The following is a 24,885-nucleotide window of genomic DNA, read 5'->3' on the forward strand; positions in this document are numbered from 1 at the left end:
GTGTGGGAGAGTAGGACACCGCCGGACATTCACATAGATCAGGAAAGCCCGCCAGGCTAACGCCGGCGGGCTTTCCTGCGTTCCGGACCCTTTTCGTGACATGTATTCAGGAAGCCCCTGACTCGCCAGAAGGCGGTTCCGGAGACGATCCGAGGGCCGACCTGGGCATCGTGCTGAACGCGCCTCTCCAGGCGGCGTTGATCAAAGGCTGCGCTGAATTCCGCGATTCCGGGTCGTCCGGAACTTGCAACAATCAGTTGTGCAGGGTCAAGGGCTGCTACGTTGTAGTCGTGCCGCACGGCAGTCGGCGCACAACTGGTCGTGAGACCCACCGGGGAACTGAGGTGCGTGGTGTCCAACGAGGCCCAGGGCGAGCGCGTCATCGCGGTTCGCGACAGCAAGGATCCTGACGGTCCTAAGCTCTTTTTCAGCGTGAGCGCGTGGAAGGACTTCCTCGACCGCATCAAGGCGGGCAAGCACGATCTGCCGGAGGACATGCGCGAGGGCCTCGACGAGCGCTTCGCCCGCTGAGCCGACCGACCTAGCGCACAGACAACCACGGATACGCCGTAGCGGCCCGTCTAGAGGCGTCCGCGTCCCAGTAGCAGAGGCTGAACGGCCGGCCCACGGCACCGATGACGTGCACACCAGGGCTCAGGACGCTCAGGAGCCGAGGTCGTGGCAGCCGGACGCCGTCCGTTTCGGCCCGCTGACGTGCCTCACGCGGTCGCCGGCATCCCCCAGACCGCTGGGAGCGTCTCGCGTCTCGCCACTCGACTCCCGCGCCCTACGTCCTCTCTCCGCCGCGTTGACGCCCCGCTTGTGCGATCTCGCACGCTAGAAGCCACGAATCGTGCGGAGCTCGGCTCCCGGGGCCGCGCGGAGGGCTCCGAAAGGACGGCTGCCTCACAGGCGGCTTATCCGGCGCGTCCGCAGCGGCCCCGTTCCGACGGCCTCGCCAAGGAGCGAGCGCCGGCGTCGTCAGTGTTCCAGAAAAGGGGCTTCTGTCCACTCCGTCCCCTTTTTGGGGCGTACGCACAAATGGCAATGAGCGATGCTTTGACGCCCATTGCCAGGTTTGCTAGCTTCGCCGAGGCCTCTTACTCCCCGGGAGGAAATGGTGAGACCTGTCGTCGCGTCCTTGGCAGCCGCGTCGGTCGTCGCGATCGGTGCCGCGGTCGTCTGGGTGGCCACCGATTCGGACTCTGCCGGGTCGGCCGTACCCGCGGCCGCTTCGGCGCAGGCGGCCGCCGGACCGAAGCTCGTCATCCCTTCCAATTTCCCAGACCCGGGCGTCATTAAGGTGGGTACGACCTTCTACGCCTACGCGACGAATTCGCACGGCAAGAACATGCCGGTGGCGTCCGCGCGGTCCGCTCGTGGTCCCTGGAGCATCCTGGCCGCGGATGGGCTACCGCGCCTCGGCAAATGGGCGAAGGCCGGCAAGACCTGGGCGCCGGACGTCTCACGCCGCAAGGACGGCAAATTCCTGCTGTATTACGCGGCCCACAACGCGGCGCTCAACCGGCAATGCGTCGGTGTCGCGGTCGCGTCGTCGCCGGCGGGGCCGTTCGCGCCGTACGGCACCAAGCCGTTGGTGTGCGACGCTCCGGCCGGGGCCCAACAGGGCAAGCTCAACCCGGAGATCATCGACGCCGCTGGTTACGAAGAGGCCGGCAGGCGCTATCTGCTCTACAAGGTCGGCTACAACCAGTACCACAAGCCGTCGTTCCTGGCTCTCCAGCGGATGAGTTCCGACGGTCTGCACCGGGTGGGCAAGCCCAAGGTGATCCTCAAGCAGACCAATGAGCCGTACACGGTCGAGGCGCCCTACCTCGTCCATCGAGGCGGCAAGTACGTGCTGTTCTACTCCGCCGGCGTGTTCAGCAAGGACAACTACCAGACGCGGTACGCGGTCGCCTCCTCGCTCGGCGGGCCGTACAAGAAGGCGGCGAAGCCGCTGATGACAACCGCCGGCTTCGGGCGGAAGGTGAACGGGCCAGGTGGCGCCGTCGTGGTGCCGGACGCCGGATCCTTGCGCATCTTCTTCCACGGCGCGATCCTGGTAGGCCCCCCGCCGAAGCCGGATCCCTCACCTCAGCCCAAGAAGCTCCAGCGCGGCATGTACGAGGCGGACCTGCGGTGGTCCAAGGGCGGCCTGCCGTACGTCCCGTAGGGTGCCCGGAACCGCCTCTGGACCTCCACGAAAGCGCCGCCGTAGCGCCCGGCACGGAAGCCCTCCGCGCCGGGCGGTCCGGGCTGGGGCCGGCTCTCAGCTCCCCAGGCGCTTGCGGGCCTGCCCGCGAACGCGCCGCCGCTGCGACGGGTCGAGCATGAGGTAGCCGACGATCGGCGCGGCCACGAGGCCGAGCACGACCAGGAGGGTCACCCACCCGGGCAGCAGCCACCAGGCGATCAGGGCCACGGCCACTCCGCCCACGACGTATCCGGTCCGTCCCATGGCAGCCTCCATCCCGAGGATCTCGCTAGGAGAACGCGCATCGGCGCTCCCGGTGTTCCGCAAACCGCGATATATCTTCTTTCCGTGTCGCGAGAGCCGCCGTCGGGTCGTGTACGACCCTGCCGACACCTCGCGCGGATCGGCCGTGTGATGATCGGTGCGTGCCCATCAACGAACATCTGCTCACACTGTTCGCCCTGACCACGATCGTCGCGATGGTGGTGCCCGGGCCCGACATGCTGTTCGTCCTCGGATGCGGAATGCGCGGCGGTCCGCGTGTCGGTCTCCTGGCGACAGCAGGGGTGGCGACGAGCGAGGCCGTCCACGTCGCCGTCGCGGCCGCGGGCCTCGCCGCGCTCTTCACGGCGGTGCCGCTCGCCTTCACGGTCGTACGGATCGTCGGCGCCGCCTACCTGATCTACCTCGGTGTGCGGACGATCCGTCATCGCGGGGACGATGCGAGCGATGTCCCGAGCGTGCCCGGAGGGATGTCCGGCCGCCGGGCCTACCTCAACGGTCTCGCGACCAACCTCCTCAACCCGAAGATGGTCACGTTCACGATCGCGTTCCTTCCCCAGTTCGTCGACCCGCGGGTCGGGCCGGTCTGGGCGCAATTCGCGATCCTCGGGGCGATCCTCATCGCCTTCGAGTTCGTCGTCGACGGCACGGTGGGACTGCTCGCCGGGCGGATCGGGCGGTGGCTGCGCCGGCGGCGTACGGCCCGTCGTCGCCTCGACGTCGCGGTCGGCGGCGTCTTCATCGGGCTGGGGATACGCCTCGCCGTCGAACGGTGACGGCAGGCCCCGATGACCGGCCCGGCCCGTGAGGCCCGGCCCGGCCGGTGATGGCCGAGCCGTGTTTCGCGCGCGTCAGACGCGCAGCGTCAGCGGTCCGCCGCCCAACTGCTCCAGCGCCTGCGCGTGCAGCAGGCCGTTGCTGCAGACGACGCTGCCGCCGTCGGGGCTCGGCACGCCCGACAGGTCGGTGAAGATGCCGCCCGCCTCCTCCACGATGATCTGGAGGGCGGCGACGTCCCACAGGGAGACCTCGGGCTCGGCGGAGACGTCCACGGTGCCCTCGGCGACCATGACGTGGGACCAGAAGTCGCCGTACGCCCGGCTGCGCCACACCGTACGGCTGAGGTCGAGGAACTTGTCCAGCCGGCCCTGCGCCTCCCAGCCGCCCAGGCTCGAGTAGGAGAACGAGGCGTCCTCCATGTCGGTCACGCCCGAGACGCGGCAGCGGGTGGCCTTGGCGAGGCTGCGGCCCGTCCAGGCGCCGCCGCCGCGCGCCGCCCACCAGCGGCGGTTGAGGGCCGGCGCGGACACCAGGCCGACGACGACCTCATCGCCTTCCATGAGGGCGATGAGGGTCGCCCACACGGGAACGCCGCGCACGTAGTTCTTGGTCGCGTCGATCGGGTCGATGACCCAGCACCGGGGGCCATAGCCCGTGCGGCCGTACTCCTCGCCGTGGATCGCGTCACGCGGCCGGGCACGCTTCAGCGTGTTGCGCAACGACTCCTCGACCGCCCGGTCGGCGTCGCTGACCGGGGTGAGGTCAGGCTTGGTCTCGACACTGAGATCGAGGGCCCGGAACCGGCGCGTGGAGACGTCGTCGGCCGCGTCCGCCATCACGTGAGCCAGCCGCAGGTCATCCGAATAGTCCGCCACGAAGGGCAACGGTATCGCGACAGGACCCACCGCAGACACACTAGACGGCGTGAACACACCAATATCTTCCGTGTCCGGGCCTCTGGCAGAGCCGCCGACGCCTGCTCTGCTGTTCGATCTGGACGGAACGCTGATCGACAGCGTGTACCAGCACGTGATCGCCTGGCGCAACGCGCTGACCGTCGTGGGCATCGACCTGTCGGTGTGGCGGATCCATCGCCGGATCGGCATGAGCGGCGGCCTGTTCGTGTCCGCGCTGCTGCGCGAGACCGGGGTGTCGCTGACCCCGGCCGAGGTCGAGGAACTGCAGAAACTGCACGCCCGGGCCTACCTCGAGCAGGTCGGATCCGTACGCGCCCTGCCCGGGGCCGCGGAGCTCCTGGGCTTCCTGACCGACCGCGGCGTGCCGTGGGCCATCGCGACGAGCGGCCGGATGGAGACGGCGCACAGCGCCCTGGGGATGCTGGGGCTGCCCGAGGACACCCCGATGATCACTCGTGACATGGTGCGGTTCGCCAAGCCCGATCCGGACCTGTTCCTCGCCGCCGCGGCGCTGCTCGGGGTCGAACCCAACCACGCCATGGTGGTGGGCGACAGCGTGTGGGACCTCCTGGCGGCGCGCCGCGCGGGCGCGCTGGGCATCGGCTTGCTGTCGGGCGGGTACGGCCGTGAGGAGCTCGAACGGACCGGCGCCTTCCGCGTGTACGCCGACCCCGCCGACATGCTGACCCGCATCGACGAGCTGGGGCTGCGCCAGACCATCTGACCCACGGCTCCGCAGGCGCCGGTCAGCGGACCGGCGCCTCGTTGTTCCAGGAGGCGAGCAGGCGCAGGTTCGCCTCCGAGGGGGAGCCCGCCTCGACGGTGTAGGTCACGAGGACCTGGTCGGCGTCGTCGGGGAATCGCAGCGACTCGTAGTCCATGACCAACTCGCCGACCAGCGGGTGGTGCATGACCTTGCGGCCGTTGCTCTTGTCCTTGACGTTGTGGTCGGCCCACCATCGGCGGAAGTCCTCGCTCTTGACCGACAGCTCGCCGACGAGGGCCGCCAGCTCCGGATCGTCGGGGTACTCCCCGGCCCTCAGCCGCAGGAACGCGGCGGTCTCCCGGGCCTTGATCGTCCAGTCGTCGAACAGCGCCTGCACGTCCTCGTTGAAGAAGATCATGCGGCCCCAGTTGCGCTGGGCCGGTTCGAGGGCGCCGAAGTCGGTGAACACGGCGGCGGCCATGCGGTTCCACGCCAGGACGTCGGCGCGCCGCCCGAGGAGGTACGCGGGGACGCCCTCGGCCATGTCGAGCAGCCGCCGGACCCCGGGTCGTACGCGCTCGGTCCGCGGGGGCCGGCGGCGGGACCGCGTCGGCTTGGCCAGGTTGCGCAGGTACGCGCGCTCGTCCTCGTCCAGCCGAAGGGCCTGCGCGACGGCCTCCAGGACCTCCCCGGACACGTTGTTGGTCCGGCCCTGCTCCAGACGTACGTAGTAGTCCACGCTCACCCCGGCGAGCTGGGCCAGCTCCTCCCTGCGCAGCCCCGGGACGCGCCGGCGGCCGCCGTACGGGCGCAGGCCCACGTCCTCCGGCTGCAGCCGCGCGCGTCTCGTGCGCAGGAATTCCGTCAGCTCGGCTCGCTTGTCCATGCCGCCCAGTATTGGGGAGTTCGCGGCGTTAAGGGTGGTTCTGCTGGACCCAGGCAACGCCGTACCCCCGGTAAGACGCAGCCCTGGGTACCCCCTTCGGCCGGCCCCAGGATCAGTGTTGTCACGAAGGACACCACGGAAGTGAGAACACGATGACCGAGCTTCAGGGCCGTACCGCCGTCGTCACCGGAGCCGCCAGCGGGATCGGTGCCGCCATCGCCCGCCGCCTCGCCGACGAGGGCGTACGGGTCGCGCTCCTGGCGCGCCGCGAGGAGCGGCTGGCCGACCTGGCGGGCAAGATCGAGGCGAACGGCGGGCGGGCGATCGCCGTCTCCGCCGACGTGACGAGCGACGCGTCGGTCGCCGCGGCGGCCGAGCGGATCCACGAGGCCCTCGGCCGGGTCGACCTCGTCGTCAACGCCGCCGGCGTGATGCTGCCGAACCCGATCGAGGACGGGCGCGTCGACGAGTGGACCCGCATGATCGACACGAACGTGACCGGCGTCCTGCGCGTCATCCGGGCGTTCACCGCCGACCTGACCGAGGCGGCCGCCGCAGGCGGCACGGCGGATCTGCTGAACATCTCCTCGATCGGCGCGCACGTGCTGTTCCCGAACTACGCGGTCTACGGGGCGACCAAGGCGGCGCTGACGCAGCTGTCCGCCTCGCTGCGCACCGAGTTCGGGCCCAAGGACGTCCGGGTCACCAACATCGAGCCGGGACTGACCGAGAGCGAGCTCGGCGAGCAGATCGACAACACCGACCTGCGCGGCGAGCTCGACCAGATGCACGATGCGCTCGGCCCGCTGGCCGCCGACGACATCGCCGACCTCGTCGCGTACGTCGCCGGCCGGCCCCGCAACGTCAACCTGCGCCAGATCGTCATCCTCCCGACCCGCCAGGCCTGATCGCGCCCGGTGCGTTAGTCGGTGTCGTCGCTCTCGCGGCCCGCGAGCAGGCGTCGCACCGACTCGAGGCGACCTACGCTCGCGTGACCGGCGGCGACCCACGCGTCGAGCGCGCAGTCGCTCTGCAGGTGGGTGCAGTGCGGCGGGCACTCGACGGTGCCTTCGAGGAGGTCGGGGAAGGCGCCCAGGATGTCCTCGGGGGAGACGTGGGCCAGCCCGAAGCTGCGGACGCCGGGGGTGTCGATGATCCAGCCGTCGCCGGAGGGCAGTTCCAGCGCGATCGCCGAGGACGAGGTGTGCCGGCCGCGCCCGGTCACCGGGTTGACCTCGCTCACGGCGCGCTCGGCGTCGGGGACCAGGGCGTTCACCAGGGTGGACTTGCCGACGCCGGAGTGGCCGACGAGCACGCTGATCCGCCCGGACAGCCGCTCGCCGAGGTCGTCGACCGGTTCGTCCTTGCGGGTGACGACGTACGGGACGTCCAGCGGCGCATACGTCTCCAGCAGGGGCTCCGGGGACGCGAGGTCGGACTTGGTCAGGCACAGCAGCGGGTCCAGGCCCGCGTCGTACGCGGCGACCAGGCACCGGTCGATCATCCCGGAGCGCGGCGGCGGGTCGGCCAGGGCCGTGACGACGACGAGCTGGTTGGCGTTGGCGACGATCACACGCTCGACCGGGTCGGTGTCGTCCGCGGTACGGCGGAGGGTGGAGGCGCGGGGCTCGATCCCGACCACCCGTGCGAGGGTGTCGGCGCGGCCGGACACGTCACCGACGAGACGCACCCGATCACCGACGACGACGCTCTTGCGGCCGAGCTCCCGGGCGCGCATCGCGGTGACCCTGCGGGGCCGTTCGCCCTTCCGCTTCGCCGCTCGCCCGGCGCCCTCGGCGCCGATCAGGCAGGTGTAGCGGCCGCGGTCCACCGCGATGACGAACCCGACGATCGCGTCTTCGTGGGCGGGGCGCCGACGGGTGCGCGGCCGGGAGCCGCGCCCCGGGCGCACGCGAACATCGTCTTCGTCGAGCCTGCCCCAGTCGCGCTCCATCGGTTACCGAAGCATCTCGGTCCAGAGCTCGCCGAATTCGGGGAGCGTCTTGCCGACGGTCGGGAGGTTCTCCACCTCGACGCCGGGTACGGCCAGGCCGAGGACGGCCCCGGCCATCACCATCCGGTGATCGTCATAGGTGTGGAAGACGCCGCCGCGCAGCGGCCTGGGCCGGATCTCCAGGCCGTCGGGCAGCTCGCGCACGTCACCGCCCAGGCCGTTGATCTCCGTGGTCAGCGCGGCGAGCCGGTCGGTCTCGTGACCGCGCATGTGGGCGATGCCGCGCAGCCGGGACGGCCCGTCGGCCAAGGCGGCCAGCGCGGCGATCACACAGCTCAACTCGCTGACATCACCGAGGTCGACGTCGATACCGTGAATCGTGCCGCCACCGCGTACGGTCAGGTCGCCCCCGTCGTACGAGGCCGAACCGCCCATGTCGGCGAGCAGGTGACGCAGGGCGTCGCCGGGCTGGGTGGTCTCGGCCGGCCAGCCGCGCACCGTCACCCGGCCGCCGGTCACCAGGGCCGCCGCCAGGAACGGCGCGGCGTTCGACAGGTCCGGCTCGATGTCGACCTCACCGCCGCGCAGCGCGCCCGGCTGCACCCGCCAGACGTCCGGGCCGCTCTCGACGGAGGCGCCGGCGTCGGCCAGCATCCGCATGGTCATCGCCAGGTGCGCCGCCGACGGCACCGGCGGCCCTTCGTGGCGCACCTCGATGCCCTTGGCGTAGCGGGGGGCCGCGAGCAGCAGGCCGGAGACGAACTGCGACGACCCGGAGGCGTCGATCGTGACCGAGCCGCCCGCCACCGCACCCGTGCCGCGCACCGTGAACGGGAGCGCGTCGCCCTCCACCTCCGCGCCGAGCGCACGCAGGGCGGCGAGGATGGGGCCCATCGGCCGCTTGCGGGCGTGCGGGTCGCCGTCGAAGGAGATCTCGCCGGTCGCCAGGGCGGCGACCGGGGGCACGAACCGCATGACCGTGCCGGCCAGCCCGACGTCGAGCGTCGCCGGGCCGTGCAACTCGCCCGGGGTGACGCGCCAGGCGCCCTCGTCCGCGTCGTCGATGGCCACCCCCAGCGCGCGCAGCGCACCCGCCATGAGCAGCGTGTCGCGGCTGCGCAGCGGCCGCCGGATCATCGACTGCTCGCCGGCCAGCGTGGCGAGGACCAGCGCGCGGTTGGTCATCGACTTCGATCCCGGCAGCGCGACGGCGGCGTCGACCGGCCCGTCGGCGGCGGGTGCGGACCACAGAGGAGGCATGACTGAAGGGTACCGGTCCTAGGGGCGCTCGAACCGCGTGTAAAACGCCGGTGCGGAGACGATCGCGGATCGTGAATGCGCCGGTAGATCCCCCGGCGACGGCCCTGATCGGTCGCTACCTTGGCGGCACTCGGCTCCGTTGCGGCTCCCGGACCACATGACCCGGGAATCGCCTCGTCAGCCTCACGAGCGAGCCCGACGGGTCGACCGGAGCGGCCGGGAGGCCGTCCGTGGAGGTCGTGGGGACGGTCCGAGCGACCAGATGACAGGGGGACGACTGTGGACGCATCGCCACGGCCACGGCACCGGGTCCGCCACGCACCGGCCGATCCGGCCACGCCCGCGGACGGACGGCGATCGGTCCCGCTGCCGCCGGGCCCGTACGAGCTGTGCCTCGCGGACCTGCGCACCCGGTGGCCCGGCGGTGAGGTCATCGGCTTCGGCGACACGGACCTCGTGCTGCCGCAGGGACGCCGGGTCGCGCTGCTGGGGCGCAGCCGTGTCGGCACCTCGGCCCTCGCCGCCGTGCTCCTCGGGTTCCTGGACTACCAGGGCGTCGCGACCCTCAACGACGTGCAACTGCGCGATCTCGCCGACGAGGACGTCCGTACGGTCATCGGGCTGTGCGCGCACGACGCCCACCTCTTCGACACGACGATCGCCGAGAACGTCCGGGTGGCCCGCCCGGACGCCGGTGACGACGACGTCGCCCGTGCGCTGGGCCGGGCGGGGGTCGACCTCTCGCCCGACACCCGCGTGGACGATCACGGCGTCGCGGCCGGCCCCGGGCGGCAGCGCATCGCGCTGGCCCGCGCCCTGCTGGCCGACCTGCCGGTCCTGATCGTCGACGAGCCGGACGTCCGGCCGGACGAGGACGCCGCGGACGCCGCGCTGGCCGAACTGATCGACGCCGCCGAGGGCCGCACGCTCCTGCTGATCATGCACCGGACGGTGGTCCCGGGCGCCGCGCCGATCCTCCGCCACGTCGACGAGGTCCTGGAGATCTGAGCGCCGCGTTCAGTGCCCGATCTTGGCGGCCTTCCGGCGGGCCCCCTCGACGCGATGGGCGGCCCTGCGCCGTGCGCGCTCGGCCTTGCGGCCGGCCTCCGCTCGGGCGAGCGCCGCCTGAAGCCGCGCCTCGTGCGCGCTGGTGCGGGCGGCCTTGACCGGGCGGTGTCGGCTCGGGGCGGTCGCGACGACGAGCAGCGCCCCGAACAGCCCGGCGGTCTTGAAGAACTGGGACCGCTCCTCGGCGCGCCGCTCCGGGTCGTCCTCGGCCCAGAACCGGTGCTCGGCCAGCAGGCTCGGAACCAGCTGACCGGCGAGAACGAGCGTCGACAGCCGCTCGAACCGGCCCGTGGCCAGGAGAGCGCCGGAACCCACGCTCAGCGCTCCCAGCATCCGCACGAGCGTCTCGGGGTCCTTGGTGGGGAGCCAGGACACACGGTCGGCGAGGGGTTTGATCACGGGAGCGATCCGCTCGGCCCGGCCGCCGGGATCGCGCAGCGTCTCGATGCCCGTCACCACGAACGGCGCGGCCATGAGGGGACGGGCGAGAGTCCTGATGGGTCGCATGAACCCGTCATGCCCACCGCGCGCACGAACAAGCCCACCACTTTGGCAAGCTTGGGCGCGTCCGGCGCGCGGCGCGCCGGACGGACCGGAAGGGGACGCGCGGAGCATGTGCGGGCGGTATGCCACGGCGCGTGGGCGCCAGGAGATCATCGACGACTTCGACGTCGAGCGCGACACGACCGACGCGCTCGAACCCGACTACAACGTCGCCCCGACCAAACCCGTGCCGCTCATCCTGACGCGCGACGTCCGCGAGCTCCACGTGGCGCGCTGGGGCCTGGTGCCCTCGTGGGCCAAGGACCTGTCGATCGGCGCCCGGATGATCAACGCGCGGGTCGAGACCGTCCACGAGAAGCCGGCCTTCCGGCGGGCGTTCGTTCGGCGGCGCTGCCTGCTGCCCGCCGACGGCTACTACGAGTGGTATGCCCGGGAGGACGGCGGCAAGCAGCCGTTCTTCATCCGGCCCTCCGACGGGAGCATGCTCGCCATGGCCGGCCTCTACGAGATCTGGCGGCCGGACCGGGAGGTCGGTCGGGGTGGGCCGGGAGGTCGGTCGGGGTCGGTTGGTCGGGATGGACTGGTCGGGAGTGACACGGAAGAGTCCGAGGAGGAGTGGGTGCTGACCTGCACGGTCATCACCACTGAGGCGACCGACGACGTGGGCCGGATCCACGAGAGGATGCCGATGCTGGTGGAGCCGGAGCGCTTCGGCGCGTGGCTCGACCCGGCGCTGTCGGGCCCCGACGAGATCCGCTCACTGCTGGTACCGGCGGCCGCGGGGAGCCTGGAGGCCTACCCCGTCTCCACGGCGGTGAACAAGGTCCGAAATAACGGACCTGACCTGGTAAAACCACTGCCGGAAATGGGTATCTCCTCCAACGAAACCCCCACGCTGTTCTGACCGCCTCGCCGGGAGGTACGCATGGTCGTGGACACGGCGCAGAGGCGCCTGGAGGACATGCTCGCCGATCTCGATCGCGCGATCGCGGTTCTGCAGAGCGAGCACCCGGAGGCCGATCAGCACACCGCCGACGCCGGCGCGAGCCTTTTCGCCACCGACCGGGCCGAGGCCGCGCTGGACGCGATGCGCCGCGAGCGCGCGGAGGTGCTCGCGGCCCTTGAGCGGGCCCGTGCCGGCACCTTCGGCAAGTGCGTCGACTGCGGCCTGCCGGTGCCGGACGGCCGCCTCGAGGCACGGCCCGCCGCCGCCCGCTGCGTCACCTGCCAGGCGAAGCACGACCGAATTCGACGCTGAGCGCCTGCCGACGCGTCCCCTCCTCCCGGGCGGCCTAGGCCCGGGAGGAGGCGAGCGCGCGTCAGCGGCTCTTGATCGCGCTGGCGACGAGGTGGATCCCGACCGGCTCGTCGCCGAGCGGGGCCGTCAGCTCGGCGCGGACCAGCCGCGGGAGCGCCTGCGGGCTCGTGGTGAGGACGTGCTCGACCGTCGAGGGCGACAGGGTCGTGCGCGGCCGGATCCACTCCAGCTCCAGCCCGCTGTCGGTGAGCAGCTCGCGTAGCTGCTCGGCGCCGAAGCACCGGGTGATCGACCCGTCCGGCCAGGGGACCAGGACGACCTCCGAGCGCGGCACGTCGGACAGATGTGCCCAGAAGTTCTGCTCGGCGAGGATGGCCATGCCGAGGACGAGCGAGTCGACGCACATGAGCACCCGGCCGCCCGGCCGGAGCACTCGTGAGATCTCCGCGACGACGTTCTCGGTGACGAGATGCCGGGAGAGCATGCGGCCCTCGGCGACCACCGCGTCGAAGCACCCGTCGGCGAGGAAACCGAGGGAGGCGGGATCGGCGACCACCGGCCGTACCCTCCGAGAGCGCGGCCCGCTCCTCGGCGTCTCCTGAACCTCGACGACGGTGTGGCCGGCCGCCGCCACCTGGGACGCGCACCGTGCCTGCGGACCCGACAGGTCGAGGACGCGGGACGGCCGGTGGGGGAGCCATCGGGAGAGTTGGGCGGCGGCGACGGCCCAGTAGAAGGTCCAGTAGCTCGCGAGCGTCTCGGACTCGCCAACAGCGGGATGCTTCGCCGGAATCGACAGCACGGCGGCTCCTCGGGGATGCATTTATCCCAATCCTTCCCTGTTGACGGCACCGCTTCACCCGTCGTAACTGGTGACCGAGCATTCCTCTTTCCCGGGAATCACGCGGCCATGCGAGGTGTTGCACTGCGTCATAACGGCCAGTGACAGCGATTAGTTCGAGGTGATGATGAGCCTTCTGCTCGCGGACCGTCGGCAGGTGTCGCCGGCGGACCCGCTATCGTCAGGTGCGTACGGTTTCGATGCCGATGACGGCCGGACGGAGGAGGTGGGTCAGGTTCCCGAGGCAGTGGAGACACTGGAGGATCGGACCAGGCGCTTCGAGCGCGATGTGTTGCCGTTCCTCGACCAGCTCTACTCGGCCGCGCTGCGGATGACGCGGAACCCGGCCGACGCCGAGGACCTGGTTCAGGAGACCTTCGCCAAGGCGTTCGGGTCGTTCCATCAGTTCCAGGAGGGCACGAACCTCAAGGCCTGGCTCTACCGGATCCTCACGAACACCTTCATCAACTCCTACCGCAAGAAGCAGCGGGAGCCGAAGCAGTCCGCCGCCGAGGAGATCGAGGACTGGCAGCTGGCGCGGGCCGAGTCCCACACCTCGACCGGGCTGAAGTCCGCGGAGGCCGAGGCGCTCGAGCACCTGCCCGACTCCGACGTCAAGACGGCCCTGCAGGCGCTTCCCGAGGACTTCCGCATGGCGGTCTACTTCGCCGACGTGGAGGGCTTCTCGTACAAGGAGATCGCCGACATCATGGGCACTCCGATCGGTACGGTGATGTCCCGGCTGCACCGGGGACGGCGTCAGCTGCGGTCGATGCTCGAGGACTACGCGCGCGAGCGCGGCCTCGCCCGCGCGAACGGCGGCCAGCGTAGGGAGGACCAGTCATGAGCTGCGGTAAGCCGCACGAGACCCCCTGCTCTGAGGTGCTCGGCCGGATCTATGACTACCTCGACGGTGAGCTGGACCAGAGCGGGTGCTCCGACATCCGGCAGCACCTCGATGAGTGCGGGCCCTGCCTCCGGGAGTACGGCCTGGAGGAGGCCGTGAAGAAGCTCGTGCACAAGTCGTGCGGCTGCGACCCGGTGCCGCAGGATCTGCGGTCGAAGGTCATGGGGCGCATCGAACAGGTCCGCGCCTCCCTGACCGAGTAAGGCGGATCAGGACTGTAGGTGACGATTGGTTCACGCTTTGCTCACGTTTCCACGCTCGTCTGCGTGACCTGTCCCCGTCGGGTTAGGCTTACCCCCGATCATTCGGGGACCGGTGAGTCAGGAGGCGAGCCGCCGCACCGCTTGGGTGCCCAGGCTCGTCAGGGGAGGCTGAAACACATGCGAAAAGGCGTGTCCTGGGCTTAGCCCATTACCTCGTAGGGGCGGCAATGCGTGGACTACCCCCGGCCGCATGGGCATACGTCTGTACGGTCGTCACGCTCGGGACCGCGTGCATCGCTCTGTCGTCCTTCGGCGGCATCGATTGGACGACGCTCGCGGTGCTCGCGGTGCTCTCCGTGGTCTGTGAGTCGGTGCCGGCGCTGCTCAGCAGCGCGAACGCACGCGTCTCACTGAGCTACTCGGCCGGCCTGGCCTCGGTCGTGCTGCTCGGCCCCGTGGGGGCGGCACTGGTGGGCGCGTCGGCCGTGGTAACCGGCCGGCGCGACGTCGCCCTCGTGAAGAGGTTGTTCAACAGCGCGCAGTTCGCTCTCTCCGGATATCTCGCCGGCGTCGTCTACCAGGCGGCCGGCGGCACGGTCGGCAAGCCGACCGACGGATCCTTTCCCGGCATCATCCCGCCGTACGTCGCGGCGGTCATCACCTACGTCGCGGTCAACCTCGGCCTGGTCGCCGTCATCCTCATCCTGACCAAGAAGGCGCCCATGTGGGGGTTCCGGTGGGCGCCGGTCGGCCAGCTCACCGTCGGCCAACTCGCGTACGGCATGTTCGGGCTGCTCATCGCCGCCCCGTGGCGCGTCGTCGGCCCGTTCTCCGCGGTGCTGGTGCTGCTGCCGATGTTCATCGCCCGGTGGGCCCTCGAGCAGACCCGGCGGCAGCGGGAGGCCCAGGCGGCGACGATCGCGGCGCTGTGCCAGGCGGTGGAGACCAAGGACTACTACACGCGCGGCCACAGCGAGCGGGTCTCCCGGGGCGCGACGATGATCGCCCGCGAGATCGGCATGCGGCCCGAGCGGGTCGGCGCGGTGCGGTACGCCGGCATGCTGCACGACGTCGGCAAGCTGGGCGTGCCGACGAGGGTGCTGCAGAAGTCCGGCGCCCTGAGCGAAGAGGAGTTCGCCGCCATCCAGCTGCACCCGATGCGCGGCCTGGAGATCGTCCGCGACATCGGCTTCCTCGACGAGGCCCTGGCCGGGATCATGCACCACCACGAGCGGATGGACGGCACCGGATACCCCATGGGCCTGGCGGGGTCGGAGATCCCGGAGTTCGCCCGGGTGATCTCCGTCGCCGACGCCTTCGACTCGATGACCTCCACCCGGTCCTACCGGCCCGCCATGCCGAACGAGGCGGGCATCGCCGAGCTGAGGCGCTGCGCCGGCACCCACTTCGACCCGGCGGTGGTCGAGGCGTTCATCGCCGCGATCGAGCGGAACGGCTGGACCCGCCCCGACCCGGTCGTCCCGCCCGAGGGCGAGGAGACGGCACAGCAGGACCACGATGACCCGAGCGCCCCGCTGCGCGTCGCCGGCGAAGGCGTCCGCCCGTGAGCCGCCGACCCCGAGGACCGGAACGCACCCCTGACCGGGAGAGCCCGCATGACCAGAAGGCGCCCATGACCGCGAGCGACCCGACGCGGCGAGCGAGGTACGCGTCGCCCGCGGAGCGAGTGAGGAGGGCGAGCGAGTAATGAGCGCCGCACCGGCGTCCGCACGGCGGCGCACGATCGGCCAGTCGCTCGACTCCGCCCAGCTTCTGCTGATCGCGGTGGCGGGGCTGCTCGTCATCGGATCGGTCACCCAGGTCGCCGCGGTCGGGGTCGTCGACTCCCGTACGGCGGTGCTGTTCGGCGCGCTGATCGCGGTGGGCGAGCTGCTCCGCATGGTCGTCCCCGGCAACCGCGAGGTCGCGCCGATCGCCAGCGCGGGGGCCCTCGGCTACGCGCTCCTGTTGAAGGTCGGGGCCGACTCGGCCGCGCACTCCGCCTTCCAGGTCGTGACCGTCACCGCCTGCGGCACGCTGGCCGGAGCGCTGCCGCACATCGCGGTCGGTCGGGTGCCCAAGCTCGACGCGCTGGCCCGGCGGATCCTCACGCCCTCCATCGTGGCGTTCATCTTCCGGCCGATCATGCACTCGGCGCTGCGCGACCACTGGCCCGCGCTCATCACCGTGATGGTCCTGACTGTCATCCTGTCGTGCGTCATCGACGTCACCACCGCGGCGGTCATCCGGGCGGAGGCCGTACGCGCGCGGTTCGGCATCGCGCTCGGCGACGAGATCCGGGCCAAGGGGCCGCTGTGCGCCGCCTCCGGCGCGACGGGCATGCTCCTCGCGGTCAGCACGTTCGTGATGGGCCCGGCCGCGCTGCTCGTCTTCACCGCCCCGATCCTCGTCACCCAGGTCGCCTTCCGGCGCTTCGCCGGCATCCGGGCGACCTACCTGCAGACCGTCCGCGCCCTGTCCCAGGTCACCGAGGTCGGCGGGTACGTCGAGGCCGGCCACTCGCGCCGCGTCAGCCGCCTCGCCGTCGCGATGGGCCGGGAGCTCGGCATGACCGAGGAGGAGCTCCTCGAGCTCGAGTACGCCGCGCTCATGCACGACATCGGGCAGCTGTCACTGCGCGACCCGATCCCCGGCGGCGCGACCGTCCTCGCCTCGCCCCAGGAACAGCGGCGCATCGCCGAACTCGGCGCCGGTGTGATCACCAAGACCGGCGTTCTCGACGAGGTCGCCGAGATCGTACGCCGCCAGTCCGACCCGTACCGAGTGAGCGACGGATCGCCGCCACCGCTCGCGAGCCGTGTCATCAAGGTCGCGAACGCCTACGATGACCTCGTCGGTGACTCTCCTGATCGCGACCGGTCGGCGGCCGTGCTGGAGCGGCTGCGGCTCGACTCGGCGGCGGAGTACGACCCCACGGTGATCGAGGCGCTCGGCCACGTTGTCGACCGCATGCGCTGACAAGTCGACCCACGGGTTTTTGTCGCCGCGCGCGACGGTACACCGGGCAATCGCGTGGTTATTCTCGCTGGGCCGAGTGCAAATGAGGAGGATCGGTGTTCGAGTCCGTATTGGTGGTGAACCGTGGCGAGATCGCCCGTCGGGTGATCCGCACCGTGCGCGCCCTCGGGATCAAGGCCATCGCGGTCTACTCGGAGGCCGACACCGATCTGCCGTACGTCGACGAGGCGGACGAGGCGATCCTCATCGGCCCGGCCCAGCCGACGCAGAGCTACCTCGACATCGACGCGGTGATGGAGGCGGCCAAGCGCACCAACGCGCAGGCGATTCACCCCGGATACGGCTTCCTGGCCGAGAACGCCGGCTTCGCCGAGCGGGTCATCACCGAGGGATTGATCTGGATCGGCCCGCCGCCCGAGGCGATCACCGCGATGGGCGACAAGATCAACGCGCGGAACCTCATGGAGGAGGCGGGCGTGCCCGTCGCCACCGGCACCCGCGAACCCGTCCCCGACGCCGACGCGGCGGTGGCCGCGGGCATCGGCTACCCCGTCATGGTCAAGGCGGCCGGCGGGGGCGGCGGCATCGGCATGAGCGTCGCCCACGACGAGGCGGAGCTGCGCAAGGCGTACGAGACGGCCCGCACCCGCGCCGAGCGGTTCTTCGGCAACCCGGACATCCTCCTGGAGCGCTACATCGAACGCGCCCGCCACGTCGAGGTGCAGATCCTCGGCCTGGCCGACGGCACCGTCGTCGCCCTGGGCGAGCGTGACTGCTCCGTCCAGCGCCGCCACCAGAAGGTCGTCGAAGAGACCCCGTCGCCCGGCGTGGGCCCCGAACTGCGCGCCCGCATGCTCGCCGCCGCCGTACGCGCCGGTGAGGCCGTCGGCTACCGCGGTGCCGGCACGGTCGAGTGCCTGGTCGACCCGGTCGCACAGGATTTCGTCTTCCTGGAGATGAACACCCGCCTCCAGGTCGAGCACCCGATCACCGAGCTCGTCACCGGCCTGGACCTCGTCGAACAGCAGCTGCTGATCGCGGCTGGCGAGCCGGTCTCCTTCACCGCCGTCGAGCCCCGCGGGCACGCCATCGAGTTCCGCGTGTACGCCGAGGATCCCAAGCGCTTCCTGCCCAGCCCGGGCCAGATCACCGTATGGGAGGAGCCGTCCGGCGACGTTGTCCGCGTCGACTCCGGCTACCGCGCGGGCAACAAGGTCACGCCGTTCTACGACCCGCTGCTGGCGAAGCTGTGCGTGTACGGCCCGGACCGAGCCGAGGCCCTCACCGCCGCCCGCCGCGCGGTCGAGGAGTTCCGCGTCGAGGGCCTCAAGACCAACCTGCCGTTCTTCACCGAGCTGCTGGAAGACTCGGACTTCGTCTCCGGCGAGTACGACACCGGCCTCGTGGACCGGATGCGGGCCCGGTGATGGACGGCCGACGTACGGCACGCTGCGATGATGCGTGACCGGAACCTTCACACTGATCGAAACGCGCGCCGGCCGACGTCGGCGTCTGAGGAGAGGAGCCGCAGTGGCTGAGGTCCGCGCGGAAATGGTGGCGAACGTGTGGAAGGTGCTCGTCAACGAGGGCGACCAGGTCGAGGACGGCGACACCCTCGTCATCCTGGAGTCGATGAAGATGGAGATCCCGGTGCTCACCGAGGACTCCGGCACCATCACGAGCCTCAAGGTCGCCGAGGGCGACGTCATCCAGGAAGGCCACCTCATCGCCGTCATCGAGTAGGCGAGCAGCGAGCCTGGTCGGCCGTCGCCGAGTCATCGTGTGGGACCGCCCCGACGTCTCATGATGTGGTCCGCCTTGCCGAGCGCTCCGCCGGCGGCCGCCGTGGCGAGGGTGGTCGTGGACCTGGCCGCTGGGAGATGACAGCCAGGACGGTGCTGGTCCGCTCGATCCATGCGGCGGCGTGCTGGCAGATGGCGGTCGCCACGAACAGGAGGTCGGCGTGGTCGGCCACCAGGTCGCGGCGATGGATCGGCTCGTGATGGGCCAGCCGATTCCGGAGGAGATGGAGTCGAGCGACCCGGTCGGCGACCTCACGGCGTCTTTGCGGCCGTAGCTCGGGAAAAGCGTGCCGAAGCGCAGGTGTCCAGAGACTCTGCTCGTACCGTGAGGTCAGGAGGTAGCGCCAGAATCCGAAGCTCAGCTGGGATACAACGCGTCCCGGCGTGATCGGACGCCTCCGCACGGAGACTCGCCGACGGGCCTCGTAGATGTCGTGCTGTCCACGATCATCAAGCAAGTCCTGCGGGTCGTCATACCACTCGCCGGGGAGCCGTCGAGCGGTGTGCCATGTGGTCAGCTCACGGTGTAGGGCGTTGCGCAGTACCACCTCGAATCCCTGCAGAGATGCGAAGAACGCAGCGCTTGCGGCGGTGTTCCATTCATACAGAGCGATCGCTTCAGCATCGTTTCCTTGGGCTACGGCATCGTAGGAGGCAAGCCGTTCCCGAGTAAGGCGGGCACGAAGCGTGTTCAGATGAATGGGACTGGTGACGTCGACCACGATCTCGGCTATCCTTGGACGTGAAGACCCCGGATGGCCTCTGCATTGCATGCCACCGGGGTTACTGTTTGTGTCATCAATCTATTACCTACAGTGACAGCTTGGTGGCGCAATCATTAGACTGAGCTGAACACCCCGGACGGCCTCCGCCATGTACGCCGCCGGGGTTACTGCTTTCTGGGTCTGCTGGTCAGAGCGCCAGGGCGTAGGTCAGGAGGTCGACGCCTTTGGCGGGGCTCCAGTCGCGGTCCGGGGTGCGGACGAAGCCGAGGCGGCGGTAGATGCGGTGGGCCGCGTGCATGACCGGCTCTGTCGAGAGCCGGAGGGTGGTGCAGCCGTCCTCGCGGGCGCGGTCGACGCAGAGGCTGACCAGCGCTTCGCCGAGGCCGCGTCCGCGGGCCATGGGGCTGACCGCGAGCATCCGGAACTCCGCCTCGCCCGGCCCGGCCAGCTGGGCGAAAGGGCTGCCGTACGGGCAGTAGGTCACGGTGCCGATGGGCTCGCCATCCTGAACCGCGACGATGAGCTCCGCTTCGCGGAACCGTGACGCGGCGTTGCGGAGGTGAGAACTGTAGCTGCCGTTCGGGCTGATGTACGCGGCGGCGACGTAGACGGCCGCGGTGAGTTCGCCGATCGCGCGCAGCTCCTCGGGGCGGGCGACACGGATCTCGATGTCGTCCGGTATCCCCCGGGAGGGCGGTCGCCCCGGCGTACCGATCGCCGGAGGCGTGTCCTGGCTCACGGAGGAAGCTTAGAACACCCCAAAAAGGACGAAGCCTGCGGTGGCCTCCCAGGTCGAACGGGAGGCCACCGCGGGGCGGTCAGCCGGTGGTGAGCTCGGGGATGTCCTGGGCTCGCGGGTCGTCCGCGTCGGCGAGGAAGTCCGAGGGGCTGGTCTCGTCGGTGCCGTCGGGGACCTTCAGCGCCTTCAGCAGGCCGGTGAGGACGACCACGACGAGCATGTTGATCACGAAGGCGGTCAGTGCGATGTACCCGGTGTGGCCGATGAACGGGATGTTCGCGATCGACTGCCCGAAGTGCTTCTGCGTCGGGGACGACTGGTCGTACGCGGTGACGGTGCCGTACACCATGGCCACGGCCCAGCCGGCGAGCAACGCCCAGCGGTGGAACCACCGGGTGAACAGTCCCAGCGCGAGCGCCGGGAAGGTCTGCACGATCCAGATGCCTCCGAGCAACTGCAGGTTGATCGCGAGGGACTTGTCGAAGGCCAGGACGAAGATCAGTGCTCCTATCTTGACCAGCAGGGACGTGAACTGCGACACCCGCGTCTCCTCCGCCGGCGACGCCTCCGGCCGGAAGAACGCCTTGTAGACGTTGCGGGTGAAGAGGTTCGAGGCCGCGATCGACATGATCGCCGCCGGGACGAGGGCGCCGACGCCGATCGCGGCGAAGGCGACGCCGGTGAACCAGCTGGGGAAGACGTGGTCGAAGAGCGTCGGGACGGCGAGCTGCGGGTTCTTGGCGGCCTTGACGGCGGCGGCGACGTCGGGCTTGGCCAGGGCCATGTAGCCGAGGAGGGCGAGCAGGCCGAGCAGCAGCGAGTAGGCGGGGAGCAGTGCGGCGTTGCGTTTGATCACGTCGCGGCGGCCGGCGGCGAGCGCTCCCGTCACCGTGTGCGGGTAGATGAACAGCGCGAGCGAGGATCCCAGTGCGAGCGTCCCGTACGCCCAGTGGTTCAGGTCGCCGGTGATGATCGAGCCGGTCGGCTTGTGGGTGACCGGGTTGGTCTTGGTGAGGGCCGCCTGCGCGGTGTCGAAGATGTGGCCCCAGCCACCGAGCTTCGTCGGGATGTAGAGGACCGCCACGATGATCACGAGGTAGATCAGCGTGTCCTTGACGAAGGAGATGAGCGCGGGGGCGCGCAGGCCGGAGGTGTAGGTGTAGGCGGCCAGGAGGGCGAAGGCGATGAACAGCGGCAGATCCCTGGCCAGGCCGGAGCCCTTCACGCCCATGACGGTGAGGACCGCCTGGATGCCCACGAGTTGCAGGGCGATGTAGGGCATCATCGCCAGGATGCCGGTGACCGCGACGGCCAGGCCGAGCGCCTTGGAACCGAAGCGGCCCCGGACGAAGTCGGCGGGCGTGACGTATCCGTGGACGTGCGACACCGACCACAGGCGAGGGCCGATGAGGAACACGATCGGATACGCGATCGCCGCGTAGGGCAGCGCCCAGAATCCCATGGCCCCGCCGGCGAAGACGGCGGCCGGCACCGCGATGAAGGTGTACGCGGTGTAGAGGTCGCCGCCGAGGAGGAACCAGGTCACGAAGGTGCCGAAGCTGCGCCCGCCGAGGCCCCACTCGTCCAGGTGCAGGATGGTCTGGCCGCGCCGCCAGCGTGCGGCGGCGAAGCCGACCACGGTGACCAGGGCGACGAAGAAGACGAAGACGCCGAGTTCGATGCCGTTGACGTTGTCCATGGGAGCCTCACTCGCCCTTCTCGTCGGCCTGGTCGCCGCGGGCCGGCGTCCGGCCGCCGCCGCTGCGGGTGAGCGCGTAGGCGATGCCGATGAAGACCGCGGTGAGGATCACCCAGAGCAGTTGCCACCAGTAGAAGAAGGGGAAGCCGGCGAGCCGGGGCTTGATCTTCGCGTAGCTCGGGACGGCGAGGTAGATCACGAACGGCGCGATGAGGAGGACGGCGACCACGGCCCGTACGACGGGTCGGGTCGATTGCGCAGCTTTGTGCGGCATGTGGGGCCCTTTCGAAACAAAGTTTCGCTGGTGGCCACTGTGAACGCGCACGGTCACGTTCTGATCTCGGCATGACGCCTATTAGTAACGAAACGGTAACGCCGGGAACATCGCACTAACCCGATCGGCTCGGTTTCACGCGGGGCCGCGCCGTTTTGACGGGGTGGCCATCAGAGCCGATGACGGGGGGCGGCTGCTTCACGCGGGCGGAGTCGGCCGCCCCCGGTGTCTCCTTCGCGAAGGGCCAGTCCGGCGTCGGCGTCGGCGTCTCGTCCGAGACGGGCGGCAGGCCGTTCGCCCCCGATTGCGGGTCCGCCCCAGGGCATATGTTCGCCCCGGCCGCGAGCTTCTGCTTCAGGTCCGCCTGGAACTGGCCCGGGTCTCCGGGCATCCTCACGATCGGTGCGCCGGGCAGGAGGAGCGCCGTGCAATAGACCTGGAAGTACCCGGGCATCGCCTGCTTCGCGAAGGCCGTGGACTCGACGAACACGGCCCTCGATCCGATCACGCGGATGGTCATGTCCGGCGTCAGCTCCGTGCGCAGGCCGCGTTCGCGTTCCTGGGCGGTCGGGCCGGCGAGGAGTGCGTCGAACACCGCCTGGGTGTCCCAGGGGGCCACCGTCCGCGTCACAGGCGTCGGTCTGCCGTCCAGCAGGAAGTACACCTGCGCGTGCGGCAGCGAGGTGGCGGTCGCCTTGGGAGCCTCTCCGGCGTTCACCACGCCGGTCGGGCGTACTCCGCAGCCGGCCAGAGCGCACAGCGCCGCTCCCAGCGCGACCGTGCGCAGACCCCGGGTCATGCCGGGATCCGGACGATGAACACCGCGCCGCCGCCCGGCGCGTTCGTGGCCTCGATGGTGCCGCCGTGCAGGGCGGCGTTGGCCTGGGCGATCGACAGGCCGAGCCCGGTGCCTTTGCCCGCCGGCCGCGCCGGGTCCGCCTTGAAGAAACGGTCGAAGACGTACGGCAGCACGTCGTCGGGGATGCCGGGGCCGTGGTCGATCACGCGTACCTCCAGTCCGGGCCGGCCAGTGATGCGGACGGGCGGCGCGCCGTGTCGCAGCGCGTTGGCCACGAGGTTCGCGATGATCACGTCGAACCGCCGGGGGTCGAGGCGTACGCGCATGCCGGGCGGGATCTCGATGACGACCTGGTCGCTCCAGCCGCGTGTGGTGACGCACTCGCGGACGAGCTCGGCGAGCGGCACGTCGTCCAGGGTGAGGTCGGCGGTTCCGGCGTCCATCCGGCTGATCTCGAGGAGGTCCTCCACGAGTGCGCCCAGGCGGCGGGTCTGGTCGGCCACCAGCCGGGCCGCCGTGCCGGTGTCGGACGGGAGCCGGGCCGTGTCCTCCTCGAGCAGGCCGGTGACCGCGGTCATCGCGGCGATCGGGGTGCGCAGCTCATGCGAGACGTCGGCCGCGAACCGCCGCGCGGTCGCCTCGAGGCGGCGCAGCTCGCGCACGGTGTCCTCGAGGGAGGCCGCGCTCTCGTTGAAGATGCGCGCGACGTCGGCCAGTTCGTCGCGGCCGCGCACGCGGACGCGGGCGCCCAGGTCTCCCGCGCCGAGCGACCGGGCGGCCCGGGCCAGCCGGCGCAGGGGCCGCAGGACGCTGCGCCCGAGCAGTGCCGCGAGCACCACGGCCAGGACGATCGTCAGCGCCCCCGCGCGTGTCAGCGCGCTCTGGATGCGGTGCAGGTCGGCGTTCTCCTTGGCCAGCGAGGCGAACACGACGACGGTCAGCGGCAGGGGCCCGCCGCCGCGGGCCTGCATGCGCGTGCCGACGACCAGCCACGGAGTCCCGTGGAGGACGACCCGCTGGAAGTACAGCCCTTTGGTCACGTGGGTCGCCAGGCCGACGGGGACGTCGCTCAGGCCGAACTCGCCCGTGGCGATCACCGTCGTCCCGTCGGTGACGACGACGTACCGGTCGGGGCGGACCAGCGCGGCGGCCACGTCCCGCAGGGTCTTCTCCGGTACCGGAGCGGTCAGGTCGCCGGGCACGTTGTGGGCGAGGGTCTCCCGCGTGTCGACGAGCACGGCGTCCTGGGCGCGCTGCAGGACGGCCCGGCGGACGAAGACGTAGCCGATGCCGGCCACGAGTGTGGTCGAGGCGAGACACGCGGCGACGAACGCGACGAACAGGCGCCCGCGCAGTCCGCTGATCACGGTGCCGCGAACCGGTAGCCGAAGCCTCGCACCGTCTGGATCAGCGTCGGCGCGGCAGAGTCCGGCTCGATCTTGGCGCGCAGTCGCTGCACGCAGGCGTCCACCAGCCGCGAGTCCCCGGCGTAGCCGTGGTCCCACACCTCCCGCAGCAGGTGCCCGCGGGTCAGCGCCTGCCCGGGATGACGGGTCAGCTCCAGCAGCAGCCGTAGTTCGGTCGGGGTGAGGTGCACGTCCACGCCGGCCCTCGTGACGCGCAGCGCCGCCCGGTCGATGACCAGGTCGCCGAACGTGGACCGGATCATCGGGCTGTTCTCCGCGCGGCGCAGGACCGCGCGGATCCGCGCGTCCAGCACGGCGGGTTCGACCGGCTTGACCACGTAGTCGTCGGCGCCCGCCTCCAGCCCGACCACCACGTCCAGGCTCTCCCCGCGCGCGGTCAGCAGGATGATCGGGATCTGGTCGGCCTTGCGGAGGCGACGGCACACCTCCACCCCGTCGAGCCCGGGCAGCATGACGTCCAGCACCACGATCTCCGGGCGGCGCGCCCGTGCGTACTCCAGCGCCTCCTCACCCGTCGTCCGGGCGGTGACCGAGTGCCCCTGGCGGCTCAGGGCCAGTTCCAGACCCGTACGCACCGACGGATCGTCCTCGACGAGCAAGATCGCTACCACGCGCCCATTATCGAGTTACCGGCCCGGCAGCGTGCTCCTGTCACGGAATCAAGACATTTTCCGGGAA

At 70.6% G+C, this 24,885-nt stretch carries 28 protein-coding genes; 14 read left to right on the plus strand and 14 right to left on the minus strand.

What is annotated here, in order from left to right:
• The first annotated feature begins 351 nt into the window (after positions 1-351).
• A complete protein-coding gene (locus AB0I04_RS31460; protein ID WP_345439621.1) occupies positions 352-531 on the plus strand; it encodes a DUF397 domain-containing protein in 180 nt (59 codons plus the stop codon).
• Between the two features lie 610 nt (positions 532-1,141).
• The gene (locus AB0I04_RS31465; RefSeq protein WP_360892500.1) at positions 1,142-2,176 is read left to right on the plus strand and encodes a glycoside hydrolase family 43 protein; all 1,035 of its coding nucleotides are present in this window, start codon (positions 1,142-1,144) and stop codon (positions 2,174-2,176) included.
• Between the two features lie 96 nt (positions 2,177-2,272).
• Here AB0I04_RS31465 and AB0I04_RS31470 read toward each other — a convergent pair whose 3' ends face one another.
• The gene (locus AB0I04_RS31470) at positions 2,273-2,461 is read right to left on the minus strand and encodes a hypothetical protein (RefSeq protein WP_360892503.1); all 189 of its coding nucleotides are present in this window, start codon (positions 2,459-2,461) and stop codon (positions 2,273-2,275) included.
• A 161-nt stretch (positions 2,462-2,622) separates the two neighbouring features.
• On the opposite strand from AB0I04_RS31470, the gene AB0I04_RS31475 reads away from it, so the two are divergent.
• On the plus strand, positions 2,623-3,255 hold the full coding sequence (locus AB0I04_RS31475; protein ID WP_360892506.1) for a LysE family translocator: 633 nt from the start codon (positions 2,623-2,625) through the stop codon (positions 3,253-3,255).
• Positions 3,256-3,330: 75 nt separating this feature from the next.
• Here the strand turns inward: AB0I04_RS31475 and hisN are convergent, their stop codons facing one another.
• The gene (gene hisN, locus AB0I04_RS31480; RefSeq protein ID WP_360892509.1) at positions 3,331-4,134 is read right to left on the minus strand and encodes a histidinol-phosphatase; all 804 of its coding nucleotides are present in this window, start codon (positions 4,132-4,134) and stop codon (positions 3,331-3,333) included.
• 70 nt (positions 4,135-4,204) lie between these two features.
• Here hisN and AB0I04_RS31485 point away from each other — a divergent pair, with 70 nt between their 5' ends.
• On the plus strand, positions 4,205-4,900 hold the full coding sequence (locus tag AB0I04_RS31485) for an HAD family hydrolase (RefSeq protein ID WP_360892512.1): 696 nt from the start codon (positions 4,205-4,207) through the stop codon (positions 4,898-4,900).
• A 22-nt stretch (positions 4,901-4,922) separates the two neighbouring features.
• On the opposite strand, the gene AB0I04_RS31490 is transcribed toward AB0I04_RS31485, so the two are convergent.
• Positions 4,923-5,768 carry a helix-turn-helix transcriptional regulator gene (locus tag AB0I04_RS31490; RefSeq protein WP_360892515.1) on the minus strand — a complete coding sequence of 282 codons (846 nt, stop codon included), beginning with the start codon at positions 5,766-5,768 and terminating at the stop codon, positions 4,923-4,925.
• Between the two features lie 152 nt (positions 5,769-5,920).
• Between AB0I04_RS31490 and AB0I04_RS31495 the strand changes: the two genes are divergently transcribed.
• Complete coding sequence (locus tag AB0I04_RS31495; protein WP_360892518.1) at positions 5,921-6,676, plus strand: SDR family oxidoreductase; 756 nt, start codon at positions 5,921-5,923, stop codon at positions 6,674-6,676.
• 14 nt (positions 6,677-6,690) lie between these two features.
• On the opposite strand, the gene rsgA is transcribed toward AB0I04_RS31495, so the two are convergent.
• Both rsgA and aroA read right to left on the minus strand, forming a co-directional pair.
• Complete coding sequence (gene rsgA, locus AB0I04_RS31500) at positions 6,691-7,722, minus strand: ribosome small subunit-dependent GTPase A (protein WP_360892521.1); 1,032 nt, start codon at positions 7,720-7,722, stop codon at positions 6,691-6,693.
• 3 nt (positions 7,723-7,725) lie between these two features.
• Positions 7,726-8,982 carry a 3-phosphoshikimate 1-carboxyvinyltransferase gene (gene aroA, locus AB0I04_RS31505; RefSeq protein ID WP_360892524.1) on the minus strand — a complete coding sequence of 419 codons (1,257 nt, stop codon included), beginning with the start codon at positions 8,980-8,982 and terminating at the stop codon, positions 7,726-7,728.
• Between the two features lie 279 nt (positions 8,983-9,261).
• Here aroA and AB0I04_RS31510 point away from each other — a divergent pair, with 279 nt between their 5' ends.
• Complete coding sequence (locus AB0I04_RS31510; protein ID WP_360892527.1) at positions 9,262-9,990, plus strand: ATP-binding cassette domain-containing protein; 729 nt, start codon at positions 9,262-9,264, stop codon at positions 9,988-9,990.
• 9 nt (positions 9,991-9,999) lie between these two features.
• On the opposite strand, the gene AB0I04_RS31515 is transcribed toward AB0I04_RS31510, so the two are convergent.
• The gene (locus tag AB0I04_RS31515; RefSeq protein ID WP_360892530.1) at positions 10,000-10,557 is read right to left on the minus strand and encodes a DoxX family membrane protein; all 558 of its coding nucleotides are present in this window, start codon (positions 10,555-10,557) and stop codon (positions 10,000-10,002) included.
• Between the two features lie 106 nt (positions 10,558-10,663).
• On the opposite strand from AB0I04_RS31515, the gene AB0I04_RS31520 reads away from it, so the two are divergent.
• On the plus strand, positions 10,664-11,458 hold the full coding sequence (locus AB0I04_RS31520) for an SOS response-associated peptidase (RefSeq protein WP_360892533.1): 795 nt from the start codon (positions 10,664-10,666) through the stop codon (positions 11,456-11,458).
• Positions 11,459-11,479: 21 nt separating this feature from the next.
• Positions 11,480-11,812, plus strand: a complete 333-nt coding sequence (locus AB0I04_RS31525) for a TraR/DksA family transcriptional regulator (RefSeq protein WP_360892535.1) — start codon at positions 11,480-11,482, stop codon at positions 11,810-11,812.
• Positions 11,813-11,873: 61 nt separating this feature from the next.
• Here the strand turns inward: AB0I04_RS31525 and AB0I04_RS31530 are convergent, their stop codons facing one another.
• A complete protein-coding gene (locus AB0I04_RS31530) occupies positions 11,874-12,635 on the minus strand; it encodes a methyltransferase domain-containing protein (RefSeq protein ID WP_360892538.1) in 762 nt (253 codons plus the stop codon).
• 145 nt (positions 12,636-12,780) lie between these two features.
• On the opposite strand from AB0I04_RS31530, the gene AB0I04_RS31535 reads away from it, so the two are divergent.
• The 6 genes from AB0I04_RS31535 (at position 12,781) to AB0I04_RS31560 (ending at position 18,485) form a co-directional block, all read left to right on the plus strand.
• Positions 12,781-13,500 carry a sigma-70 family RNA polymerase sigma factor gene (locus tag AB0I04_RS31535; RefSeq protein ID WP_360892877.1) on the plus strand — a complete coding sequence of 240 codons (720 nt, stop codon included), beginning with the start codon at positions 12,781-12,783 and terminating at the stop codon, positions 13,498-13,500.
• A complete protein-coding gene (rsrA, locus tag AB0I04_RS31540; protein ID WP_360892541.1) occupies positions 13,497-13,763 on the plus strand; it encodes a mycothiol system anti-sigma-R factor in 267 nt (88 codons plus the stop codon). Before AB0I04_RS31535 ends, rsrA begins: the two co-directional genes overlap by 4 nt.
• 227 nt (positions 13,764-13,990) lie before the next feature.
• The gene (locus AB0I04_RS31545) at positions 13,991-15,331 is read left to right on the plus strand and encodes an HD-GYP domain-containing protein (protein ID WP_360892544.1); all 1,341 of its coding nucleotides are present in this window, start codon (positions 13,991-13,993) and stop codon (positions 15,329-15,331) included.
• A 139-nt stretch (positions 15,332-15,470) separates the two neighbouring features.
• Positions 15,471-16,742, plus strand: coding sequence for an HD domain-containing phosphohydrolase (locus AB0I04_RS31550; RefSeq protein ID WP_360892547.1), 1,272 nt, complete (start codon positions 15,471-15,473; stop codon positions 16,740-16,742).
• A gap of 95 nt (positions 16,743-16,837) precedes the next feature.
• Positions 16,838-18,169 carry a biotin carboxylase N-terminal domain-containing protein gene (locus AB0I04_RS31555; RefSeq protein ID WP_360892550.1) on the plus strand — a complete coding sequence of 444 codons (1,332 nt, stop codon included), beginning with the start codon at positions 16,838-16,840 and terminating at the stop codon, positions 18,167-18,169.
• A gap of 103 nt (positions 18,170-18,272) precedes the next feature.
• On the plus strand, positions 18,273-18,485 hold the full coding sequence (locus AB0I04_RS31560) for a biotin/lipoyl-binding carrier protein (RefSeq protein ID WP_360892553.1): 213 nt from the start codon (positions 18,273-18,275) through the stop codon (positions 18,483-18,485).
• Between the two features lie 58 nt (positions 18,486-18,543).
• Here AB0I04_RS31560 and AB0I04_RS31565 read toward each other — a convergent pair whose 3' ends face one another.
• From AB0I04_RS31565 to AB0I04_RS31595, 7 genes are all read right to left on the minus strand, one after another.
• Positions 18,544-19,266: a hypothetical protein gene (locus tag AB0I04_RS31565; protein ID WP_360892556.1), complete on the minus strand. Its 723-nt coding sequence runs from the start codon at positions 19,264-19,266 to the stop codon at positions 18,544-18,546.
• Between the two features lie 190 nt (positions 19,267-19,456).
• Entirely contained in the window at positions 19,457-20,008 is a 552-nt protein-coding gene (locus tag AB0I04_RS31570; protein ID WP_360892559.1) for a GNAT family N-acetyltransferase, read from the minus strand.
• 79 nt (positions 20,009-20,087) lie between these two features.
• Positions 20,088-21,707, minus strand: a complete 1,620-nt coding sequence (mctP, locus tag AB0I04_RS31575; protein WP_360892562.1) for a monocarboxylate uptake permease MctP — start codon at positions 21,705-21,707, stop codon at positions 20,088-20,090.
• A gap of 7 nt (positions 21,708-21,714) precedes the next feature.
• Positions 21,715-21,981, minus strand: a complete 267-nt coding sequence (locus AB0I04_RS31580; protein WP_360892565.1) for a DUF3311 domain-containing protein — start codon at positions 21,979-21,981, stop codon at positions 21,715-21,717.
• 115 nt (positions 21,982-22,096) lie between these two features.
• On the minus strand, positions 22,097-22,780 hold the full coding sequence (locus AB0I04_RS31585) for a hypothetical protein (RefSeq protein ID WP_360892568.1): 684 nt from the start codon (positions 22,778-22,780) through the stop codon (positions 22,097-22,099).
• Positions 22,777-24,147: a HAMP domain-containing sensor histidine kinase gene (locus AB0I04_RS31590; protein WP_360892570.1), complete on the minus strand. Its 1,371-nt coding sequence runs from the start codon at positions 24,145-24,147 to the stop codon at positions 22,777-22,779. The genes AB0I04_RS31585 and AB0I04_RS31590 overlap by 4 nt, the downstream gene beginning before the upstream one ends.
• Positions 24,144-24,818 carry a response regulator transcription factor gene (locus AB0I04_RS31595; RefSeq protein ID WP_360892572.1) on the minus strand — a complete coding sequence of 225 codons (675 nt, stop codon included), beginning with the start codon at positions 24,816-24,818 and terminating at the stop codon, positions 24,144-24,146. Before AB0I04_RS31595 ends, AB0I04_RS31590 begins: the two co-directional genes overlap by 4 nt.
• Positions 24,819-24,885: the final 67 nt, after the last annotated feature.

It is taken from the genome of Actinoallomurus sp. NPDC050550, assembly GCF_040655075.1.
GTDB lineage: Bacteria > Actinomycetota > Actinomycetes > Streptosporangiales > Streptosporangiaceae > Actinoallomurus.